Consider the following 18509-nt stretch of genomic DNA (forward strand, 5'->3'; position numbering starts at 1 on the left):
TTCGGCCGCCCGGTTCGTCGCCGATCTCGCGCGTACTCCCCGGTACGCGTTTCGATCGGCTCCTGCCGGATCGGCGAAATCGGCTCCGGCGCAGCCCCGTCGGAGTTTCCAAACGGTCTCTGAGCGCTTCGGCGAGGAGCAGCGAAGCGGCGGGCTTCGCTGCGGCGCGGGACAGTGTTCCCGCATTGCGGAACACGTTTTCGGCCTGACAACCACACGTTCCTGTCGGTACACTCGTCCGGCGTCGGGCGCCGCTCCGGCGCCTCGTCCGTGCACCGCCGGGAGTCTCGATGATCGCCAACGCCTGGTCCGGCCCCGACTTCGCGCTCGGCGCCGACATCACCGAGCTGCGCGACCTCGTCCGCCGCTTCTCTCGGGAGAAGATCGCGCCGCGCGCCGACGCGATCGACCGCACCAACACCTTTCCCCGCGACCTGTGGCCGGAGCTCGGCGGCCTCGGCCTGCTCGGCATCACCGTCGAGGAGGAGTTCGGCGGGGCAGGGCTCGGCTATCTCGCGCACTGCGTGGCGATGGAGGAGATTTCGGCCGCCTCCGCCTCGGTCGGGCTCTCCTACGGCGCCCACTCCAATCTGTGCGTCAATCAGATCCGCCGCAACGGCACGGTCGAGCAGAAGCAGCGCCACCTTCCGAAGCTGATCTCGGGCGAGCATGTCGGCGCGCTGGCGATGTCCGAGCCCGAGGCCGGATCGGACGTCGTCTCGATGCGCACTTTTGCCGAGAGGCGCGGCGACCGCTTCGTGCTGAACGGCAGCAAGATGTGGATCACCAACGGCCCGTGCGCCGACACGCTGGTGGTCTACGCCAAGACCGACCGCGAGGCGGGCCCGCGCGGCATCACCGCCTTCCTGATCGAGCGCGGAATGAAAGGCTTCTCCGCCGCCCAAAAGCTCGACAAGCTCGGCATGCGCGGCTCCGACACCGGCGAGCTCTTGTTCGAGGACTGCGAGGTGCCGGAGGAGAACGTGCTCGGCACGGTCGGCGGCGGCGTGCGGGTGCTGATGTCCGGGCTCGACTACGAGCGCGTCGTGCTCGCCGCCGGGCCGCTCGGCATCATGCAGGCGGCGCTCGACCTGGTCGTGCCCTATCTCCACCAGCGCAAGCAGTTCGGGCAGCCGATCGGCACCTTTCAGATGATGCAGGCGAAGCTCGCCGACATGTACGTCTCGCTCGGGGCCGCACGCGCCTATGTCTACGCCGTCGCGCGGGCCTGCGACGAGGGCCGCTCGACCCGCGAGGACGCCGCCGGCGCGATCCTGTTCGCCGCCGAGCGGGCGACCGCGGTGGCGCTCGACGCCGTGCAGTGCCTCGGCGGCAACGGCTACGTCAACGACGTCCCCGCCGGCCGGCTGCTGCGCGACGCCAAGCTCTACGAGATCGGCGCCGGCACCTCGGAGATCCGGCGCATGCTGATCGGGAGGGAAATCTTCGAGAAGACCGCCTGAGACGCGTGTGGAGCCGGTGGCGGCGGGTGGTTTCGCGCCGCGCCGTGAATGAGCTAGAATAGGGTCGGAAGCGTCGTGACCGGTGGGGAGGCCGGAGCGGCCGGAGGCCCTGCATGGACTACGTGACGGCGAACGGCGCCACGATCCCGGCCATCGGACTCGGAACCTGGGAATTGAGGGGCCGCACCTGTACGCGGACCGTCGAGCAGGCGCTGCGCGCCGGCTATCGGTTGATCGACACCGCCGAAATCTACGAGAACGAGCGCGAGGTCGGCGACGGCATCCGCGCCTCCGGCGTGAAGCGTGCGGAGGTGTTTCTCACGACCAAGATCTGGCCGGACCACCTCGCCCCGCGCGAGCTCGAGCGGGCGACCAAGGCGAGCCTCGCCCGGCTGCGCATGTCGGAGGTCGACCTTCTGCTGATCCATTGGCCGAACCCGCGGGTCGCGCTGGCGGAGACCATCGAGGCGCTGTGCAAGATGAAGCGGGCCGGATTTGCCCGCCACATCGGCGTGTCGAACTTCACGGTGGCGCTGCTCGAAGAGGCGGTGAAGGTCGCGAGCGAGCCCCTGGTGGTCGATCAGGTCGAGTGGCACGCGAGGCTCGACCAGTCGAAGGTGGTCGCGGCCTGCCGGCGGCACGGCATGGCGGTGGTCGCCTACAGCCCGATGGCGCGTGGCGCGGTGCTCTCCGACGATCTGGTGAAGGAAATCGCCGCCGCCCACGAGCGCTCGCCGGCCCAGGTGAGCCTGCGTTTCGTGCTGCAGGAGGGCGGTATCGTGATCCCGCGCACCGCCCGGCTCGACCGGTTGACGGAGAATCTCGGCATCTTCGACTTCGCGCTGACCGACGCCGAGATGGCCGCGATGCGCGGGCTCGCGCGGCCCAACGGGCGGATCGTCGACCCCGGCATCGCGCCCAAATGGGATTGAGGCCGATCGCCGGGGAGCGGGCGTGGTTTACGTCGGCATCTCGCTGCCGTATGCCGGACACAAATCCCCCGTGGCGCGAACCTCGCGCGATCTCTGCATGATCCCGGCATGATCTCCTCCGACACCGCGCTCGTCCTGTTCTCCGGCGGGCAGGACTCCACCGTCTGCCTCGCCTGGGCGCTCTCGCGCTTTTCGCGCGTGGAGACGGTCGGGTTCGACTACGGGCAGCGGCACGCGGTCGAATTGTCGGTGCGCCCGGCGATCCGTGAGAAGATGGCGGCGCTCGATCCCGCCTGGGCGGCCCGGCTCGGCGACGACCACATGGTGCCGCTCGAGGGTCTTTCCGCGATCTCCGACACCGCGCTCACCCGCGACGTCGCCATCGAGGTCGCCGAGGGCGGCCTGCCGACCACCTTCGTGCCCGGCCGCAACCTGATCTTCCTCGCCTTCGCCGGCGCGCTGGCCTATCGGCGCGGCGCCCGCCACCTCGTCGCCGGCATGTGCGAGACGGACTATTCCGGCTATCCGGACTGCCGCGACGACACGCTGAAGGCCATGCAGGTCGCGCTCAATCTCGGCATGGAGCGCCGCTTCGTCCTCCACACCCCGCTGATGTGGATCGACAAGGCCGAAACTTTTGCGCTCGCCGAGGGGTTGGGAGGCACCCCGCTGGTGGGGCTGCTTCTCGAAGAGACCCACACCTGCTATCTGGGCGACCGTTCCGTCCGCCACCCCTGGGGATACGGCTGCGGCACCTGCCCGGCCTGCCGTCTGCGTGCGGACGGCTACGAGAGATGGATGTCCGGCAAGAGATGAGCGTTTCCGAGACCGATACCCGCCGCCGCGTCGAAGGCGTCGTCTTCCTCGCGCTGTTCGCGCTGACCATTCCGGCGGCCAACTGGCTGATCCAGCATGCCGGCACGGTGTGCGTGCCGCACGGTGGCCCGTGCCTGGTGCCCGTGCTGCCGGGGCTCGATGCGCCGTCGGGCGTGCTGATGGTCGGCGTCGCGCTGGTTTTGCGCGATCTGGTGCAGCGGCGGCTCGGGGTTTTCGTCTCGGCGTTCGCGGTCCTGGTCGGCGCGCTTCTGTCGGCGCTGCTCGCGCCGCCCGCGCTGGTGGTCGCCTCGGCGGCCGCCTTCCTGCTCTCCGAGATGGCGGATCTCGCGGTCTACACGCCGCTCGCCCGGCGCCGCATGGTGACGGCGGTGATCGCTTCGGGCATCGTCGGGCTGGTGGTCGACTCGCTCTTGTTCCTGTGGCTCGCCTTCGGCTCGCTCGATTTCCTCGCCGGGCAGGTGGTCGGAAAAGCCTGGATGGTGCTCCTGTCGATCCCGTTGGTGATCTGGCTGCGCCGGCGCGACGAGCGGCTCGGCCTGATGCCGGCCTGATCTTTTGCCGGGCGGCGCGCCGCCGCCCGCACGCGACGCTCTCGAGAGTTCCGATGCTACCGATCGGAGGATGGAAACCATGTCCGCCGCCCTGTTCGACGTGCTGAGAAAAGTCTCGACCGCGACGATCACGACGATGCTCCTGAAGAAGGGCATTCGCCGCACTTGGATGCACGGCCCGAAGCCGTTCGCGCCCGGTGGCGAGAGGGTGGTCGGGCCCGCCTTCACGCTGCGCTTCGTGCCGGCCCGCGAGGATCTGGCGACGCCCGAGAGCTGGGCGAAGCCGATCTCGACGCGTGCCGCCATCGAGGCGATGCCGAAGGACTGCGTGGTGGTCGCCGACGCGATGGGGCTCGAGACCGCCGGCATCTTCGGCGACATTCTGTGCGCGCGGATGAGGAAGCGCGAGGTGGCGGCGCTCGTCACCGACGGCGTGCTGCGCGACCGGGTGGGCGTGGCGGCGACCGGCCTGCCGGTGTGGACCGCGGGCTTTGCCGCGCCGGCCTCGGTCGCCGGGCTCACCTTCGTCGGCTGGCAGGAGCCGGTCGGCTGCGGCGGCGTTGCGGTGTTTCCGGGCGACGTGATCGTCGCCGACGACGACGGCGCGGTGGTGATCCCGAAGGACCTCGTGGCCCATGTCGCGACCGAGGGCGCCGAGCACGAGCTCTACGAGAGCTGGGTGGTCACCGAGGTCGAGCGCGGCGTGCCGCTGCCGGGCCTCTATCCGCCGGACGACGCCGCAAGGGCCCGCTACGCCCAGTGGCGTGCCGGGCGGGGCTGATCCAAACCGCGGGGCAGGGGCCGGATGTTCTTTCTCGTCTCGAAGCTGCTCGGCTTCTTCGCGCTGCCGTCGAACGCGGCGGTGCTGCTCGGCGTCGTCGGACTGGTGCTGCTCCTGACGCCGTTCGTGCGCACCGGCCAGGCCTTGCTGGTCGCCGGCCTTCTGCTGGTGGCGGTGCTCGGCTGGTCGCCGCTCGGCAACGCCCTGACGGTGCCGCTGGAGCAGCGCTTTCCGCCCTGGCAGGACGGCGGCGGCGGGCCGATCACCGGGATCGTGGTGCTCGGCGGCAGCGTCACCGCCGACGTCTCGACCGCCCGCAACGTGACGGTGCTCAACGAGGCGGCCGAGCGGCTCACCGCCGCCGCCGCGCTGGCGCGCAAATACCCGCAGGCGAAGATCATCCATTCCGGCGGCGACAACGGGCTCCTGTTCACCTCCGGCGTCGAGTCGGTGCCGGCGATGACGCTGCTCGCCGATCTCGGCGTGCCGGCCGACCGGCTGATCGCCGAGGACCGCTCGCGCAACACCGTGGAGAATGCGCTGTTCACCAAGCGGATCGCCGATCCGAAGCCGGGCGAGCGCTGGCTCCTGGTCACCTCCGCCTATCACATGCCGCGTGCGATCGGCGTGTTTCGCAAGCTCGGCTTCCCCGTCGAGCCCTATCCGGTCGACTGGCGCACCCGCGGCCGGGTCGACCTCTATCGCCCGTTCTTCTCGATCGGCGACGGCCTGCGCCGCACCGACACCGCGGTGCGCGAATGGGTCGGCCTGGTGGTCTACCGGGTGACCGGCAGGACCGCCTCGCTGTTTCCCGGACCGGACGGCGACTGAGCGGGCACCGCCGGCTCACTCCGGCTCGCTTTCCAGCGCGCGCAGCGAATCGGAGGCGAACTGGCGCTGCCACACCACCACGACGACCGCGGCGGTGGCGGCGATCAGCAGCCACGGGCTGACGAACCAGCCGAGATAGGCGAGGGCGAAGAACAGCGCCCGCTGCCCGCGGTTGAAGTGCCGGCCGGCCGATTGAAACAGCCGCGTGGTGCGCAGCACGTGCGCCTTGGCGTGCGGCGTGTCGCGCTCGGCCGGCGACGGCGTCGCGCCGATCATGATCGCCACGTAGTTGAACAGCCGGTAGGCCCAGGCGAACTTGTAGAACGCATAGACGAAGATCACGATCAGCCCGACCGTCTTGGCCTCCCACAGGCCGCGCGAGGCGGGCAGCGACAGCGGCAGCGACGAGATCAGCGACACCACCTCGTCGGTCGAGCGCAGCAGCGTCAGCGCGGCACCGACCGCGATCAGCGAGGTGGAGGCGAAGAACGCCGTGCCGTTCTGCAGCGCCGCCATGATCTGCGCGTCGACGATGCGCACCTCGCGCCCGAGCATGTGGCCCATCCACACCTCGCGATAGCGGTCCATCCGCCAGTTGAGCGCGCCGTGGCCGAACGAGGTCAGCTCCATGGTGATCGCATAAGTGCCCCAGGCGAGGGCGAACACCCCGAACGCGATCAGATCGAGCGGATCGAACGGCATTGCCAACCTCCGGTGAACGGCGCCACACTGATACCCGCGACCGACGCCGCACGGCCGCGGACGGGCCGGATCGGCGCGACGAAACGAACATCCGACGGAGAGTTCCATGGCGCAGACCATCACGACGCACGTCGCCGATCTGGTAGCCGAGGCGGAAGGCGAGATCGAGACCCTGGCGGCCGACGAGGCGATCGCGCTCGCCGGGCGCGACGACGTGGTGCTGGTCGACCTGCGCGACATCCGCGAGCTCGACCGCGAGGGGCGGGTGCCCGGCGCCTTCCATTGCCCGCGCGGCATGCTGGAGTTCTGGATCGATCCGGCGAGCCCGTATCACAAGCCGATCTTCGCCCAGGACAAGAAGTACGTGTTCTTATGCGCGGCGGGCGCCCGCTCGGCGCTGGCGACGCTCACGGCGAAGCGCATGGGGCTTTCCCCGGTCGCCCATGTCGGCGGCGGCTTCGGCGCCTGGAGGAAGGCCGGCGGCCCGGTCGAGAAGGCCGACCAGAAACTCTTCTGAGCGACGGTATCGGGCGGTGGCCCGCGGCTTCCTGCCGTGCCGGCCTGCGCCTCGGCCTCCATCTGTGCGCGGTGAGGTGGACGCCGGTGCCGCGAGACCGAGCAAAAAAGCGCCGGGCGTGCAACGCTTCCATCCGCTAATGACGTTCGTGCGCTCGTTCCGCACGGGGTAGAACGAGTCCGAGACGCTCGCCTCGTGGTCGCGCCGACAGCCGGCGCATCCCCGAAAGACAATTCGGCGAGAGCGACGGCGCGGGGCCGAGGGGCCCTCGGCCGCGCGGGCGCCTCGTTTGGTCGACCCGCCGGGGCTCGTCGCCCCGTCGGCCGCATTCAGGAGTACGACATGAAGGTTCGCGACATGGCCCTGGCGGCCTTCGCGAACGTGATCTGGGGCTTCACCTACGTCGCCTATCCGATCGCGCTCGAAAGCTTCACCGCATCGCAGATGGCGGTGCTCCGGTTCCTGCTCGCCTGCCTGCCGGTGCTGTTCGTCGCCCGCCCGAACCTGCCGCTGAAGAACATCTTGGCGATCGGCCTGACGCTGTTCACCGGCCAGTTTCTGCTGCTGTTCTTCGCGCTCGCCGTCGGCCTGCCGCCCGGCCTCGCCTCGGTGACGACGCAGATGCACGCCTTCTTCGCCGTGCTGATCGCTGCGATTTTTCTGCGCGAGTATCCCACGCTGCGCCAGGGCATCGGGCTGGTGGTCGCCTTCTCCGGGCTTCTGCTGATCGGTCTCACGGTGGGTGCCGACCTGCCGCTCACCGCGCTGGTGCTGGCGATGTGCGCCGCCATGAGCTGGGGCACCGGCTCGATCCTGCTGCGCAAGACGCCGAAGGGCGTCGCCATGGTGCCGCTGATGATGTGGTGCTCGATGGTGCCGCCGATCCCCGCCTATATCGCCTCGCTGGTGCTCGACAAGGACCCCTCGCTGGTTCACGCGGTGGCGCAGTCGTCGGTGTCGAGCCTCCTCGCCATCGTCTTTCTCGGCACGCTCGCCACCACCGTCGCCTTCGCGATCTGGGGGCATCTGATGCAGACCTATCCGAGCGCGGCGGTGGCCCCCTTCGCGCTGCTGTCGCCCTGCACCGGGGTGATCGCGGTGGCACTGATCTTCGGCGAAAAGTTCGGCCCGCTGCGGGCCGCCGGCATGGCCTTCATTCTCGCCGGCCTGGTCATCGTCGTGCTGCCCTGGCCGAAGATCGCGCGGGCGTTGCTCGGTCGCGGGCGAGAGGAGGCTTGCCGCACGCCGCCACAATGACGATGCTCTCCACCTTCATCGGGAGAGGGTCATGGCACTGCGTCTGATCATCGGCAACAAGACCTACTCGTCGTGGTCGTTCCGTCCGTGGATCGCCATGACGGTGGCAGACATTCCGTTCGAGGAGACGGTGATCTCGCTGCGTGATCCCGCCTTCGCGGAGACGGTCGGCGAATGGTCGGGCACCGGCAAGGTGCCGGTGCTGATCGACGGTGATTTCCCGGTGTGGGAATCGCTGTCGATCCTCGAATATCTCGCCGAAAAATTCCCCGACGCCGGCCTTTGGCCGGCCGACCCGATGGCGCGCGCGCACGCCCGCACCGTCTCGGCCGAGATGCATGCGGGTTTTGCGCCCTTGCGCAAACACCTGCCGTTCCTGATCACCCGGCCGGTGAAGCCGCGCGACCTCACCGACGAGGCGGCCGCCGGGGTCACGGCCGACGTCGCCCGCATCGAGGCGCTGTGGGCCGACTGCCGCGCCCGCTTCGGTGCGCCGAGCGGAGCAGGGCCGTTCCTGTTCGGCGCCTTCTCGGCGGCGGACGCGATGTACGCGCCGGTGGTCGCGCGGTTCTACGTGTACGACGTGCCGGTGTCGGCCGCGACGCGCGACTACATGGATGCGGTGATGGTGCTGCCCGCCTGGGCCGCCTGGAAGCGCGCCGCGCGGGACGAGCCGTGGGTGCTCGACGACGCCGACCACGAGCCGGACTGGCCGGAGATTCTCCGCGAGCCGAAACACACCTGACGGTCGTCGGGCCGGGTCCGTCGCCGCCGTCCGGCGGCGCTCGCCTTCGGCCGCTGATCGCGAAGGCGGCATCTGCTCGCGAAAAAGGCCCGGCGTGCGCCGGGCCTTTCGTCGTCGCCGCACGAGCCGTGCTCGTGCGATGCGAAGTCTTCGGACCTCGAATCTCCGTCGGTCACTTGCCGCGGATGGCGTCCTTGATGCCGCCGACCGCGCTCTTCGCCTTGCCTTCGGCCTTGTCCGCCTTGCCTTCGGCCTGCAGCTTGTCGTCGCCGGTCACCTTGCCGGCGGTGTCCTTCACGCTGCCCTTGGCCTTGTCTGCAGCACCTTCGACGCGATCCTTGTCCATGTGGTGTCCTCCTGGTTCGGTCGTCGCAGGACCAACGTGCGGTCACGTACGTGGTTCCGCCATCAGTGGAAGCCACCGGTAGCGGGATGCAGTGGATCGTTCGCGGCATGCCGCTTGCCAGACGGACGAAGATCGGGTGATGCTCGAAAAGCCGAGTTGATGCCGCGGCATGGCTCCCGCCGCGGTCCATTGGGGATTGCACGATGACGAGGACGACGAGGCGTTTCGCGCTTGCTGCAGCCACCGGGTTCGCGGTCGGGCTCGCTTTCGCCGGCACGGCCGCGGCCCAGACCAGCTGGGACATGCCGACGCCGTATCCCTCCAACAACTTCCACACCGAGAACATCGTCGTCTTCGCCCAGGACGTCGAGACGGCGACCGGCGGCAAGCTGAAGATCACCGTCCATCCCGGCGGCTCGCTGATCAAGCACGCCGAGATCAAGCGCGCGGTGCGCCAGGGCATCGCGCCGATCGGCGAGGTGATCATCTCGCTCGCCGCCAACGAATCGCCGGTCTATGCGGTCGACTCGCTGCCGTTCCTCGCCACCGGCTACGAGGCCTCGCGCAAGCTCTACGCGGCGCAGAAGCCGTATCTCGAGAAGCGGCTCGACGGCGAGGGGCTGAAGCTCCTGTGGTCCGAGCCGTGGCCGCCGCAGGGTCTGTATTCCAAGCGCGAGATCAAGTCGGTCGACGACCTCAAGGGCCTCAAGTTCCGCACCTACAACGCGGTGATCGGCCGCATCGCCGCGCTCGCCGGGGCGATCCCGGTGCAGATCGAGGTGCCCGATCTGCCGACCGCCTTCGCCACCGGCCGGGTCGACGTGATGATCACCTCCGCCTCCACCGGCGTCGACACCAAGGCGCAGGACTACCTCTCCCACTACAACGACATTCAGGCGTGGCTGCCGCGCGACATGGTGTTCGTCAACAAGTCCGCCTTCGCCCGCCTGAGCGACGCCGAGAAGAAGGCGGTGCTGGAGGCCGCTGCCGCCGCCGAGGAGCGCGGCTGGAAGGCGTCGCGCGACGAGATGAACGCCAAGAACGCGGCGCTGAAGGCCGCCGGCATCGTCTTCCAGGACCCGGCACCGGAGCTGAAGGCGGGCTTCGACGCGATCGGCAAGACCATCACCGACGAGTGGCTCGCCTCCGCCGGGGCCGACGGCAAGGCGATCCTCGACGCCTACCGCGCCGGCGGCAAATGACGTCCGCGACGGGCCGCGGCGTGCCCACTTCGTGGCGGAGATCGTGATGCGGCGCGGCCTCGACACGCTCTACGCGGTGAGCCTGTGGCTCGCCGCGCTCTGCCTGGTGGCGATCGCGCTGCTGGTCGGTGCCCAGATCTTCGGCCGGATCGTCGACACCGTGCTGGTGCGGGCCGGCATGGAGCCGGTCGGCTTCGTGATCCCGTCGCTCGCAGAAATCTGCGGCTACCTGCTCGCCGCCGGCAGCTTTCTCGCGCTCGCCGGCACGCTCAAGGCCGGCGCCCACATCCGCGTCGGCATGGTCCTGACCCATCTCGGGCCGCGCGCCCGGCAGGTCGTGGAGACCGTGGTGTTCGCCGGTGCCGCCGGGCTCGCTGCCTACATGACCTGGCACCTCGGACAGTTCGCGTACGTCTCGTGGAGCTTCGGCGAGGTGTCGTCGGGCCTCGTGCCGGTGCCGCTGGTCTATCCGCAGGCGGCGATGGCGGTCGGGATGGCGGTCGCCACCGTCGCCTTCATCGACGAGCTCGTGGAGACGCTGCGTCGCGGCCGGCCGTCGTTCCGTGCCGGCGAGGACGCTTTCTCCCACGAGGGGGAGGTGTGATGGAGCTCCTCGAGGTCGCGGTTCTGCTGGTCGGGCTGCTGTTCTTCCTGCTCGGCGCCGGCCTGTGGGTGGCGATGGCGCTCACCGCCGTCGGCCTCGTCGCGGTGCTCACCAAGGTGTCGATCCCGCCGGGGCAGGTGCTCGCGACCTCGATGTGGTCGGCCTCCGATTCCTGGGATCTGGTCGCCCTGCCGATGTTCGTGTGGATGGGCGAGATCCTGTTTCGCACCCGGCTCGCGGAGGACATGTTCGCCGGCCTCGCGCCGTGGATGCAGCGCCTGCCGGGCCGGCTCCTGCACGTCAACATCGTCGGCTGCGCGATCTTTGCGGCGGTGTCGGGCTCCTCTGCCGCGACCTGCGCCACCATCGGCCGCATCTCGCTGCCGGAGCTGCGCAAGCGCGGCTACGACACCAGCATGGCGGTCGGCACGCTGGCGGGCTCGGGCACGCTCGGGCTGTTGATCCCGCCCTCGATCATCATGATCGTCTATGCGACCGCCACCGAGCAGTCGATCGCCCGCCTGTTCATCGCCGGCGTGCTGCCGGGCATTCTGCTCGCCGCGCTGTTCATGGGCTTCGTGATGGTGTGGTCGCTCCTCCACCGCGACCGCATGCCGCCGCCCGACCCGCCGGTGCCACTGTCCGCCCGCCTGAAGGCGGCGCCGCGCCTCCTGCCGGTGATCCTGCTCATCCTCGGCGTGATCGGCGCGATCTATGGCGGCCTCGCCTCGGCGACCGAGGCCGCGGTGGTCGGCGTCTTTCTCTCGCTCGCGCTCTCCTGGTTCTCCGGCACGCTGACGGCCAAAACCTTCCGCGACTCGCTGATCGGTGCGACCCGCACCAGCTGCATGATCGCCTTCATCCTCGCCGGCGCCGCCTATCTCACCGCCGCGATGGGCTTCACCGGCATCCCGCGCGCGCTCGCCGAATGGATCGGTAGCCTCGGGCTGCCCGACTGGCAGCTGCTCGCCGCGCTGACGGTGTTCTACGTGCTGCTCGGCTGCTTCCTCGACGGCATCTCGATGGTGGTGCTGACCACCGCCGTGGTGATGCCGCTGGTCGAGCGCGCCGGCTTCGACCTGATCTGGTACGGCATCTATGTCGTGCTGGTGGTCGAGATGGCGCAGATCACGCCGCCGGTCGGCTTCAACCTCTACGTCCTGCAGGGCATGACCGGCCGCAACATCTTTGCCGTGGCGCGCGACACCATGCCGTTGTTCCTCCTGATGGTGGTGGCGGTGGCGCTGGTGGTCGCCTTTCCGCAGCTCGCGCTGTGGCTGCCCTCGACCATGCTGGAGGCGCGGTAGCCGGCAAAAGGGCGCGGACGAGAGCGAGGACGCGGGTGCGTGCGTAGGTGGGGTGTCGACTGTTTGTTCAGCCCCCGGTCACAGGTGTCGTGCCTGCGGTTGCGGTAATAAGGTCTTGAATTCGGCGGGTTGTGCACTATCTCCTTACCGGGACATGACCTGCATGCCGCGACGAGAAGGCTTTATGCGATGACCATAGACATCGCGCTGGAAGCCTTGATCGATCTCTGCAAGACGACCGATCGGGCGCCATTCCTCGCGATCGCCGAGGCGACCACGGAACAACCCTCCGATATTCTCCTGAATTACTCGAAGGCCTATGCGATGTGGCCCGATCCGTCCGAGCGCGACGGCTACGGGCTGATGATGGTCGACGGCTTCGACCGTTACGACCGCGACACCACCACCGACACCGGCGTCTTCCTGTGCCGCAACCGGGCCGAAGCCTTGGCTTGGCTCGATCTGGTGCATCCCGGCCTCACGGCCGCCTCGGCCGCCGCGCCGGCCATCACCGCGCTGGCGGCGTAAAGCGCCGACCCGACCCACTCCTTCGCTTACGACTGCTTCGCTCATGCCCGGCCAAAAGCCGGGCGTGAGCGTTTCTGCGCTAGGCAGCAGCTCGCTACCGCCCCTTCTGCGTCTCCTTCACGTCGGTGAAGGCGATCGCCGGGGCGCGCTCGCGGGTGTAGCCGAGATAGAACTCGTTCCTGGCGAGATAGACGAGGTCGCCGTCGAGGTCCTCCGCGATGCCGGAGCGGTTGCCGGCGATGAACTCGTCGAGTGCCGCCTTGTCGTCGGCGGCGATCCAGCGGGCGAGCTGGAATTCCGCCGTCTCGAACTCGACCGGCAGGCCGTACTCGGCGGCGAGCCGCGCCCGCAGCACGTCGAGCTGCAGCGGCCCGACCACGCCCACCAGCGCCGGCGAGCCGTCGGTCGGGCGAAACACCTGCACCACGCCTTCCTCGGCGAGCTCTTGCAGCGCCTGCTTCAGCTTCTTCGCTTTCATCGCGTCGGACAGGCGAACGCGACGCAGGATTTCCGGAGCAAAGCTCGGCACGCCGAGAAAGGTGATGTCGGCGCCGTCGGTCAGCGTGTCGCCGATCCTGAGCGTTCCGTGGTTCGGGATGCCCACCACGTCGCCGGCAAACGCCTCGTCAGCGATCGAGCGGTCCTGCGCGAAGAAGAAGTGCGGCGCCGACAGCGTGATCGGCTTGCCGGTGCGCACCAGCTTCGCCTTCATGCCGCGCTGCAGCTTGCCCGAGCAAAGCCTTGCGAACGCGATGCGGTCGCGGTGGTTCGGATCCATGTTCGCCTGGATCTTGAACACGAAGGCCGACATCGCCGGATTGTCCGCCGCCACCGGCCCGGCGTCCGATTTTTGCGCCCGCGGCGGGGGCGCGAATCCGTGCAAACCGTCGAGCAGGTCGCGCACGCCGAAATTCTTCAGCGCGCTGCCGAAATAGACCGGCGTCAGGGTGCCTTCGAGGAACGCGCCGAGGTCGAAGCGCGGGCACGCCTCGGTGACCAGCTCCATCTCCTGGGCGATCGCCTCGGCGTCGAGCGAGGCGTTCAGCGCCGCGATCTCGGACATCTCCATCGCCACCGGCGGGCCGGAGTCGTCCTTGGCGTCGAGCAGTCGCACGCCGCCGCGCACGATGTCGAAGGTGCCGACGAAATCGCGCCCGCGGCCGATCGGCCAGGTCATCGGCGTGGTGTCGAGCGCCAGCGTCTTCTCGATCTCGTCGAGGATCTCGAACGGGTCGCGGCTCTCGCGGTCCATCTTGTTGACGAAGGTGACGATCGGGATGTCGCGCAGGCGGCACACCTCGAACAGCTTTCGGGTACGCGCCTCGATGCCCTTGGCCGCGTCGATCACCATCACGGCCGAGTCGACCGCCGTGAGCGTGCGATAGGTGTCTTCCGAAAAGTCCTGGTGGCCGGGGGTGTCGAGCAGGTTGAACACCCGGTCGCGGTAGTCGAACGTCATCACCGAGGTGACCACCGAGATACCGCGCTCGCGCTCGATCGACATCCAGTCGGAGCGGGTGTCGCGGCGGTTCTTCTTGGCCTTCACCTCGCCGGCGAGATTGATGGCGCCGCCGAACAGCAGCAGCTTTTCCGTCAGCGTGGTCTTGCCGGCGTCCGGGTGGGAGATGATGGCGAATGTGCGCCGCCGCTCGACCTCGGTCGCGAGCGGCGAGCCCGCATGCGGGGCGCCGTCGGCGGGCGAGTCGGAGGCGGACTCGGCGGCGGCCGGGTCGATGTCACGGAGGGTCTGGGTCATGGCGGGCGAGATGGCAGGGAAACGCCGTCTCGGCAAGAGGGAAGGGTCTTTTCACGCCGCCGATCGTGCCGGCCGCCGGGGCAGCGTGCCGCCGGCTACTCCTTCGCCAAGGCGTCGAGCGCGGCCGAGATGCCGTCGAACGACACCTGGCTGGCGATGCGGCGCCTCAGGCCGTCCTCGTACTCGATGCGGCCGGGGGCGGTGCGGGCGCGCAGCTTCTTCACCACGTCGTCGGCGAGCCCGGTCTCGGCGAAGCAGCCGGCCGGCAGGCAGCGCTCCAGGGCGAGCGCGATCGGCGCCTGCCCGTCGTCGAAAGTAATCTTCGGGGCGGTGCCGAGCCACACGTTCGGCGGCACCTGCAAAACCATTTTCAGCGGGTCCTTCTTGTCCGCCCGGCCGATCGCCAGCTGCGACACCGGCCCGCGCTGGGTGGGCGACTGCTGCGCCTGAAAGATCTCGCAGGATTTGCGGGTGGAGCCGGCCGGGGTGACGCAGCGCAGCGTCCAGGCGTCGTAGGTCGCGGTGGTGCGGCTCGGCTCCTCGGCGGCGTAGACCGGGTGCGCGAGCAACGCGCCGAGCGCCAGCGCGAGAAGGGTCGCGGCGGCGCGCGAAGAACGAAGATTCGGATTCATCGAAGACATGAGAAAAAGACCTCGGAAAGCCGATCAGTAGCTCGCAGTGACGCGGGCGTCGATCCGCCAGGAGCCGGCCGGCGTGTGGGGGCCGTCGAGCAGCGCGAGGCCGACGCCGACATTGGCCCGCCAAGCGGTGCCGATCCGCTGGTCGAGGCCGGCGCCGATCGAGGCGAGCGTGATGTCGTCGTCGAGAAAGAGGTCGCGGCCCCAGCCGACGTCGCCGAACACGTAAGGGGTCAGCGCATCCTTCAGCCACGCCGCCTTCAGCCGCTCCCCGAGGCTCACTGCGGGGAAATACAGCGTGTTGCGGACGATCACCGCCTGGTCGACCGTGCGGTCCTCGGTCATGTAGCCGCGCACCTGGAAGGCGCCGCCGAGGGAGACGCGCTCGGGATCGGGCAGAGGCGTGCCGGCGATCAGCGCGAACAGCTCGTTGGTCAGCACGAAGTTTTCGGGCAGCGGCGCGGTGTGGACATAAGCGAGCGTCGCCAGCGCATAGTCGATGTCGGTCACCCGGCCACCGGAATACATCGCCCAGGCGGCGGCGCTGTTCTCCGGCAGCATCTCGCCGGGATTCACCTTCAGCCGCACGTTGAGGTCGCTGGTGCCGAAGCGGTCGGAAAACCGGCCGGCGAAGCCGACCACCGCCTGAAAGACGTCGGCCGAGGCGTCCGCCACCTCGCCGAAGCCGGTGAAGAAGGCAGCCCGATTCTGCCGCTTGGTCTCGACCCCGAGCAGCAGGTCGCCGAAGGTGCCGGGCAAGATGTTCGACAGCGCGCTGCGGTGGAGGAGCGACAGCTCCGCCGTGCGGGTGCGGTAGGAGAGGAAGGCGACCGGCGCCTCGTTGGTCTGCACCCAGCTCGCGATCACCTCGAGGCTGGCGCGCGGCCACAGCGGCACGATCAGCCGGCCGGCATGGCTCTGGTAGCGGGCATCCTCCGTGTCGCCGAACAGTTCTCCGTCGTCGACCCAGAACTCGCGGCTGCCGGTCGCCTGATAGGAGGCGAGGACGTCGCCGGGCAGCGCGGCGGAGGCGCCGGTGAACCAGCGGTCGCGGCCGGTGTAGAGCGTGCCGGTGTTGGCGTAGCCGGCATAGACTTGCCACGGTTTTTGCTCGGTGGTGCGCAGCGTGAGGTCGGTCTCGGCGAGATCCTTGCCGGGGCCGAACACCGCCTCGACCCGGCGGAACGGGTTGCGGTTGAGCCAGTCGAGGTCGGTCTCGAGCGTTTGGCTGTCGATCGGCGCGCCGGGGGTGATGCGGATGCGCTCGCGGATGTGGGCCGCGCCGGTGCGCTCGGCGCCCGACACGGTGATGCGGCCGGCGCGATACTCGAAGACGCGGAGCTGCAGCGTGCCGCCGGTGATCTCCTGCGGCGGCACGGTCACCGAGACGAAGGCGCGGCCGGCATCGCGATAGATCCCCACCACCGCCGCCTGGACCTCGAGCACCAGTTTTCGCGACAGGGGTTTTCCGAGAAAGCCCGCGAGCCGCGCCTTCAGGCGGGCGGGGTCGATCGCCGGGATGCCGGAGAGGTCGACGCCGCGCTTTTTCGGGGCCGCGAGCGGGGTGTCCTTGGCGCCGATCAGGACGATGCCGAGGAGGTCGGTGCCGAGCGGGGTGTCGTCGTCGCTTTTCAGAAGGTCAGGGGTGAGCAGGGTGATCGCCGGGGCCGGACGGGCCGGTGCTGGCGGCAGGTTGCGTTCGACATACTGCGCACGCGCAGGGGCGGCGACCAGCATGGCGGCCAGCACGGCGGCCACGGCAAAGCCGGGCCGGCCGGCGCGCCGGCGGCTCCGCTTCGAAAAAGTCTCCTCGCTCGACCCTTGCACGTCCAAGACAAAACCCCGTGACGCCGTATTCTCGTTTCGCCCGGCCGTTGCCGCCGGTTTCTCGTCTGTCGTCTCAATTCCGCGGCGCTGCCGGCACCACGGCGGGCGCCGCTCCCGGTGCTGCCCCCGCAGGCCCGGCCGTCGCCGGGCGGATGCTCTCGAGCGCCTTTTCCGGATCGACCAGCCCGGCACCGGTCTGGGTGTCGGTCCGCGGCCCGAGCGGCGTCGCGGTGCGTCGCAGAATGTCCCGCACCTCGGCCGGCTTTATGCCGGGTTTTGCCTCGATCAACAGCGCCGCGACGCCGCTGACATGCGCGGAGGCGACCGAGGTGCCGGTGGTGAGCTGGTAGCTGCCGCCGGCGGAGGGCACCAGCACGTCGACGCCCGGCGCGGCGACGTCGATATAGGCCCCGCGATTGCCGAGCCGGAACGGCGCGTCGGTGTCGTCGGTCGCGGTGACGGCGATCACGTTCGGGTCGGCGGCCGGATAGAGCGGCGGCGATTTCGGGCCGGCATTGCCGGCGGCGGCGACCAGCACGATGCCCTTCTCCACCGCGGCGGCCATCACCCGCTCGGTCATCAGATCGCGTGGCCCGGCAAAGCTCATATTGATCACCCGCGCCCCGTGGGCGATCGCCCAGTCGAGCCCCTGCAGCACGCGGGTCGAGGTCGCCTCCGGCGTCGCCCCTTCGCCGAAGGCGCGTACCGCCAGGATGCGCACGCCGGGTGCGACGCCGAGCAGCCGGACGTGGGAGGCGATCGCGCCGGCCATGCCGGTGCCGTGCAGATGCGGGGCGGAGGGCAGGCCCGTCGGGTCGTAGCGCTCGGTGACGACGCCCGAGAGGTCGGGGTGGCGGGTGTCGATCTCGGAATCGATCACCGCGACCGGCACGTTCACCCCGCGGGCGAGGCGGTGCACCTCGCCGAGATGCAGCTTCTGCACCACGTACTGGCCGGGATCGCCGGTGAGCCCGAGGCCGCGCGAGGCGAGCTCGGCGAGGTCGGGCGTGGTCGCCGGGGCGGTGGCCGCACTCCCCTGAGCGAGCTGGAAAACATAATTCGGCTGCGCCGAGGAGACGATGCGGTTCGCCTCGAGGCCACGGATCAGGGTGCGGATGTCCTGCCCGTCGGCCATCCGGAAGCGGTAGAGCGTACGGCCGGTGAGGGCCAGCGGGTCGGTCGCGCCGATCTCCACCCCGAGGTTTTTGGCGATCGCCTCCACCTGCGCGCGGGTCACGCTCGCCGGGATCTGCAACAGAATCTCGTTCGCGACGAAGCGGGTCTCGCCGAGCGGCGGCACGCCGGAAAACTGCTGCTCGCTCGGGGTCCGGTCGAGGCCGGGGCCGGGCGGCGGGCCGGCGCCCGGATTGCCACCCGAGCCGCCGCCACCGTTTCCGCCGCCGCCGCCACCGCTTCCGCCACCGCGTCCGTTGCCGCCGGAGCCTTCCTGATGGCGCGGCGGCGGCGTGACGTTCGAGGTGTCGGAGCCGGGCGCGCCGGAACCGGACGAGGTGATCAGGCTCGCCGCGGTCACCGGCGCGAGGCTGGCGAGAATGGCCGGGTCGTCCGGGCTCGGCCCCGGCGGGGGAGGCGGCGGAGGTGGTGGCGGAGGTGGTGGCGGTGGTGGTGGTGGCGGAGGCGGCGGCGGCGGAGGTGGTGGCGGCGGAGGTGGTGGTGGCGGCGGA

The 18509-nt window shown here is 69.7% G+C and carries 19 protein-coding genes; 13 read left to right on the top strand and 6 right to left on the bottom strand.

Going from position 1 to position 18509, the window contains the following annotated elements; genetic code table 11:
• Window positions 1-290 precede the first annotated feature (290 nt).
• The 6 genes from A33M_RS17545 to A33M_RS17570 all read left to right on the top strand — a co-directional run bounded on the left by A33M_RS17545 (window position 291) and on the right by A33M_RS17570 (window position 5395).
• On the top strand, window positions 291-1463 hold the full coding sequence (locus A33M_RS17545; RefSeq protein ID WP_008389933.1) for an isovaleryl-CoA dehydrogenase: 1173 nt from the start codon (window positions 291-293) through the stop codon (window positions 1461-1463).
• A gap of 113 nt (window positions 1464-1576) precedes the next feature.
• On the top strand, window positions 1577-2395 hold the full coding sequence (locus tag A33M_RS17550) for an aldo/keto reductase (RefSeq protein ID WP_008389935.1): 819 nt from the start codon (window positions 1577-1579) through the stop codon (window positions 2393-2395).
• Between the two features lie 108 nt (window positions 2396-2503).
• Complete coding sequence (gene queC / locus A33M_RS17555; RefSeq protein WP_008389936.1) at window positions 2504-3211, top strand: 7-cyano-7-deazaguanine synthase QueC; 708 nt, start codon at window positions 2504-2506, stop codon at window positions 3209-3211.
• Complete coding sequence (locus A33M_RS17560; RefSeq protein ID WP_008389938.1) at window positions 3208-3783, top strand: VUT family protein; 576 nt, start codon at window positions 3208-3210, stop codon at window positions 3781-3783. The genes queC and A33M_RS17560 overlap by 4 nt, the downstream gene beginning before the upstream one ends.
• A gap of 79 nt (window positions 3784-3862) precedes the next feature.
• Window positions 3863-4564 carry a ribonuclease activity regulator RraA gene (locus A33M_RS17565; RefSeq protein ID WP_008389940.1) on the top strand — a complete coding sequence of 234 codons (702 nt, stop codon included), beginning with the start codon at window positions 3863-3865 and terminating at the stop codon, window positions 4562-4564.
• Window positions 4565-4588: 24 nt separating this feature from the next.
• Entirely contained in the window at window positions 4589-5395 is an 807-nt protein-coding gene (locus A33M_RS17570) for a YdcF family protein (protein WP_008389942.1), read from the top strand.
• A 15-nt stretch (window positions 5396-5410) separates the two neighbouring features.
• Here A33M_RS17570 and A33M_RS17575 read toward each other — a convergent pair whose 3' ends face one another.
• Window positions 5411-6097, bottom strand: coding sequence for a DUF599 domain-containing protein (locus tag A33M_RS17575; RefSeq protein ID WP_008389946.1), 687 nt, complete (start codon window positions 6095-6097; stop codon window positions 5411-5413).
• A gap of 106 nt (window positions 6098-6203) precedes the next feature.
• Here A33M_RS17575 and A33M_RS17580 point away from each other — a divergent pair, with 106 nt between their 5' ends.
• The 3 genes from A33M_RS17580 (at window position 6204) to A33M_RS17590 (ending at window position 8616) form a co-directional block, all read left to right on the top strand.
• Entirely contained in the window at window positions 6204-6614 is a 411-nt protein-coding gene (locus A33M_RS17580; protein ID WP_008389948.1) for a rhodanese-like domain-containing protein, read from the top strand.
• A 342-nt stretch (window positions 6615-6956) separates the two neighbouring features.
• Window positions 6957-7871 carry an EamA family transporter gene (locus A33M_RS17585; protein ID WP_008389951.1) on the top strand — a complete coding sequence of 305 codons (915 nt, stop codon included), beginning with the start codon at window positions 6957-6959 and terminating at the stop codon, window positions 7869-7871.
• A 31-nt stretch (window positions 7872-7902) separates the two neighbouring features.
• Complete coding sequence (locus A33M_RS17590) at window positions 7903-8616, top strand: glutathione S-transferase family protein (RefSeq protein ID WP_008389954.1); 714 nt, start codon at window positions 7903-7905, stop codon at window positions 8614-8616.
• Window positions 8617-8788: 172 nt separating this feature from the next.
• Here the strand turns inward: A33M_RS17590 and A33M_RS17595 are convergent, their stop codons facing one another.
• Entirely contained in the window at window positions 8789-8962 is a 174-nt protein-coding gene (locus tag A33M_RS17595; RefSeq protein ID WP_008389957.1) for a CsbD family protein, read from the bottom strand.
• 203 nt (window positions 8963-9165) lie between these two features.
• On the opposite strand from A33M_RS17595, the gene A33M_RS17600 reads away from it, so the two are divergent.
• From A33M_RS17600 to A33M_RS17615, 4 genes are all read left to right on the top strand, one after another.
• Window positions 9166-10164 (top strand): TRAP transporter substrate-binding protein, encoded by a 999-nt coding sequence (locus A33M_RS17600; protein WP_008389959.1) that lies wholly within the window; start codon window positions 9166-9168, stop codon window positions 10162-10164.
• Between the two features lie 46 nt (window positions 10165-10210).
• Window positions 10211-10768: a TRAP transporter small permease gene (locus A33M_RS17605; protein ID WP_040621413.1), complete on the top strand. Its 558-nt coding sequence runs from the start codon at window positions 10211-10213 to the stop codon at window positions 10766-10768.
• Window positions 10768-12075 carry a TRAP transporter large permease gene (locus A33M_RS17610; protein ID WP_008389963.1) on the top strand — a complete coding sequence of 436 codons (1308 nt, stop codon included), beginning with the start codon at window positions 10768-10770 and terminating at the stop codon, window positions 12073-12075. The genes A33M_RS17605 and A33M_RS17610 overlap by 1 nt, the downstream gene beginning before the upstream one ends.
• Window positions 12076-12264: 189 nt before the next feature.
• The gene (locus A33M_RS17615; RefSeq protein WP_008389965.1) at window positions 12265-12603 is read left to right on the top strand and encodes a hypothetical protein; all 339 of its coding nucleotides are present in this window, start codon (window positions 12265-12267) and stop codon (window positions 12601-12603) included.
• 94 nt (window positions 12604-12697) lie between these two features.
• Here A33M_RS17615 and A33M_RS17620 read toward each other — a convergent pair whose 3' ends face one another.
• The 4 genes from A33M_RS17620 to A33M_RS17635 form a co-directional block, all read right to left on the bottom strand.
• Entirely contained in the window at window positions 12698-14359 is a 1662-nt protein-coding gene (locus tag A33M_RS17620) for a peptide chain release factor 3 (protein ID WP_008389966.1), read from the bottom strand.
• Between the two features lie 95 nt (window positions 14360-14454).
• Complete coding sequence (locus A33M_RS17625; protein WP_008389967.1) at window positions 14455-15000, bottom strand: invasion associated locus B family protein; 546 nt, start codon at window positions 14998-15000, stop codon at window positions 14455-14457.
• Window positions 15001-15024: 24 nt separating this feature from the next.
• Window positions 15025-16824, bottom strand: coding sequence for a ShlB/FhaC/HecB family hemolysin secretion/activation protein (locus A33M_RS17630; protein WP_008389968.1), 1800 nt, complete (start codon window positions 16822-16824; stop codon window positions 15025-15027).
• Window positions 16825-16897: 73 nt separating this feature from the next.
• A partial coding sequence (locus A33M_RS17635; RefSeq protein ID WP_237718412.1) for a S8 family serine peptidase occupies window positions 16898-18509 on the bottom strand: 1612 nt, incomplete at its 5' end.

It is taken from the genome of Rhodovulum sp. PH10, assembly GCF_000293785.1.
In the GTDB taxonomy this organism is placed as follows: Bacteria; Pseudomonadota; Alphaproteobacteria; order Rhizobiales; family Xanthobacteraceae; genus Rhodoplanes.

Coding starts and splice junctions, on each gene's coding strand:
- A33M_RS17545 (WP_008389933.1), top strand. CDS start 291: ATGATCGCCAACGCCTGGTCCGGCCCCGACTTCGCGCTCGGCGCCGAC.
- A33M_RS17550 (WP_008389935.1), top strand. CDS start 1,577: ATGGACTACGTGACGGCGAACGGCGCCACGATCCCGGCCATCGGACTC.
- queC (WP_008389936.1), top strand. CDS start 2,504: ATGATCTCCTCCGACACCGCGCTCGTCCTGTTCTCCGGCGGGCAGGAC.
- A33M_RS17560 (WP_008389938.1), top strand. CDS start 3,208: ATGAGCGTTTCCGAGACCGATACCCGCCGCCGCGTCGAAGGCGTCGTC.
- A33M_RS17565 (WP_008389940.1), top strand. CDS start 3,863: ATGTCCGCCGCCCTGTTCGACGTGCTGAGAAAAGTCTCGACCGCGACG.
- A33M_RS17570 (WP_008389942.1), top strand. CDS start 4,589: ATGTTCTTTCTCGTCTCGAAGCTGCTCGGCTTCTTCGCGCTGCCGTCG.
- A33M_RS17575 (WP_008389946.1), bottom strand. CDS start 6,097: ATGCCGTTCGATCCGCTCGATCTGATCGCGTTCGGGGTGTTCGCCCTC.
- A33M_RS17580 (WP_008389948.1), top strand. CDS start 6,204: ATGGCGCAGACCATCACGACGCACGTCGCCGATCTGGTAGCCGAGGCG.
- A33M_RS17585 (WP_008389951.1), top strand. CDS start 6,957: ATGAAGGTTCGCGACATGGCCCTGGCGGCCTTCGCGAACGTGATCTGG.
- A33M_RS17590 (WP_008389954.1), top strand. CDS start 7,903: ATGGCACTGCGTCTGATCATCGGCAACAAGACCTACTCGTCGTGGTCG.
- A33M_RS17595 (WP_008389957.1), bottom strand. CDS start 8,962: ATGGACAAGGATCGCGTCGAAGGTGCTGCAGACAAGGCCAAGGGCAGC.
- A33M_RS17600 (WP_008389959.1), top strand. CDS start 9,166: ATGACGAGGACGACGAGGCGTTTCGCGCTTGCTGCAGCCACCGGGTTC.
- A33M_RS17605 (WP_040621413.1), top strand. CDS start 10,211: ATGCGGCGCGGCCTCGACACGCTCTACGCGGTGAGCCTGTGGCTCGCC.
- A33M_RS17610 (WP_008389963.1), top strand. CDS start 10,768: ATGGAGCTCCTCGAGGTCGCGGTTCTGCTGGTCGGGCTGCTGTTCTTC.
- A33M_RS17615 (WP_008389965.1), top strand. CDS start 12,265: ATGACCATAGACATCGCGCTGGAAGCCTTGATCGATCTCTGCAAGACG.
- A33M_RS17620 (WP_008389966.1), bottom strand. CDS start 14,359: ATGACCCAGACCCTCCGTGACATCGACCCGGCCGCCGCCGAGTCCGCC.
- A33M_RS17625 (WP_008389967.1), bottom strand. CDS start 15,000: ATGTCTTCGATGAATCCGAATCTTCGTTCTTCGCGCGCCGCCGCGACC.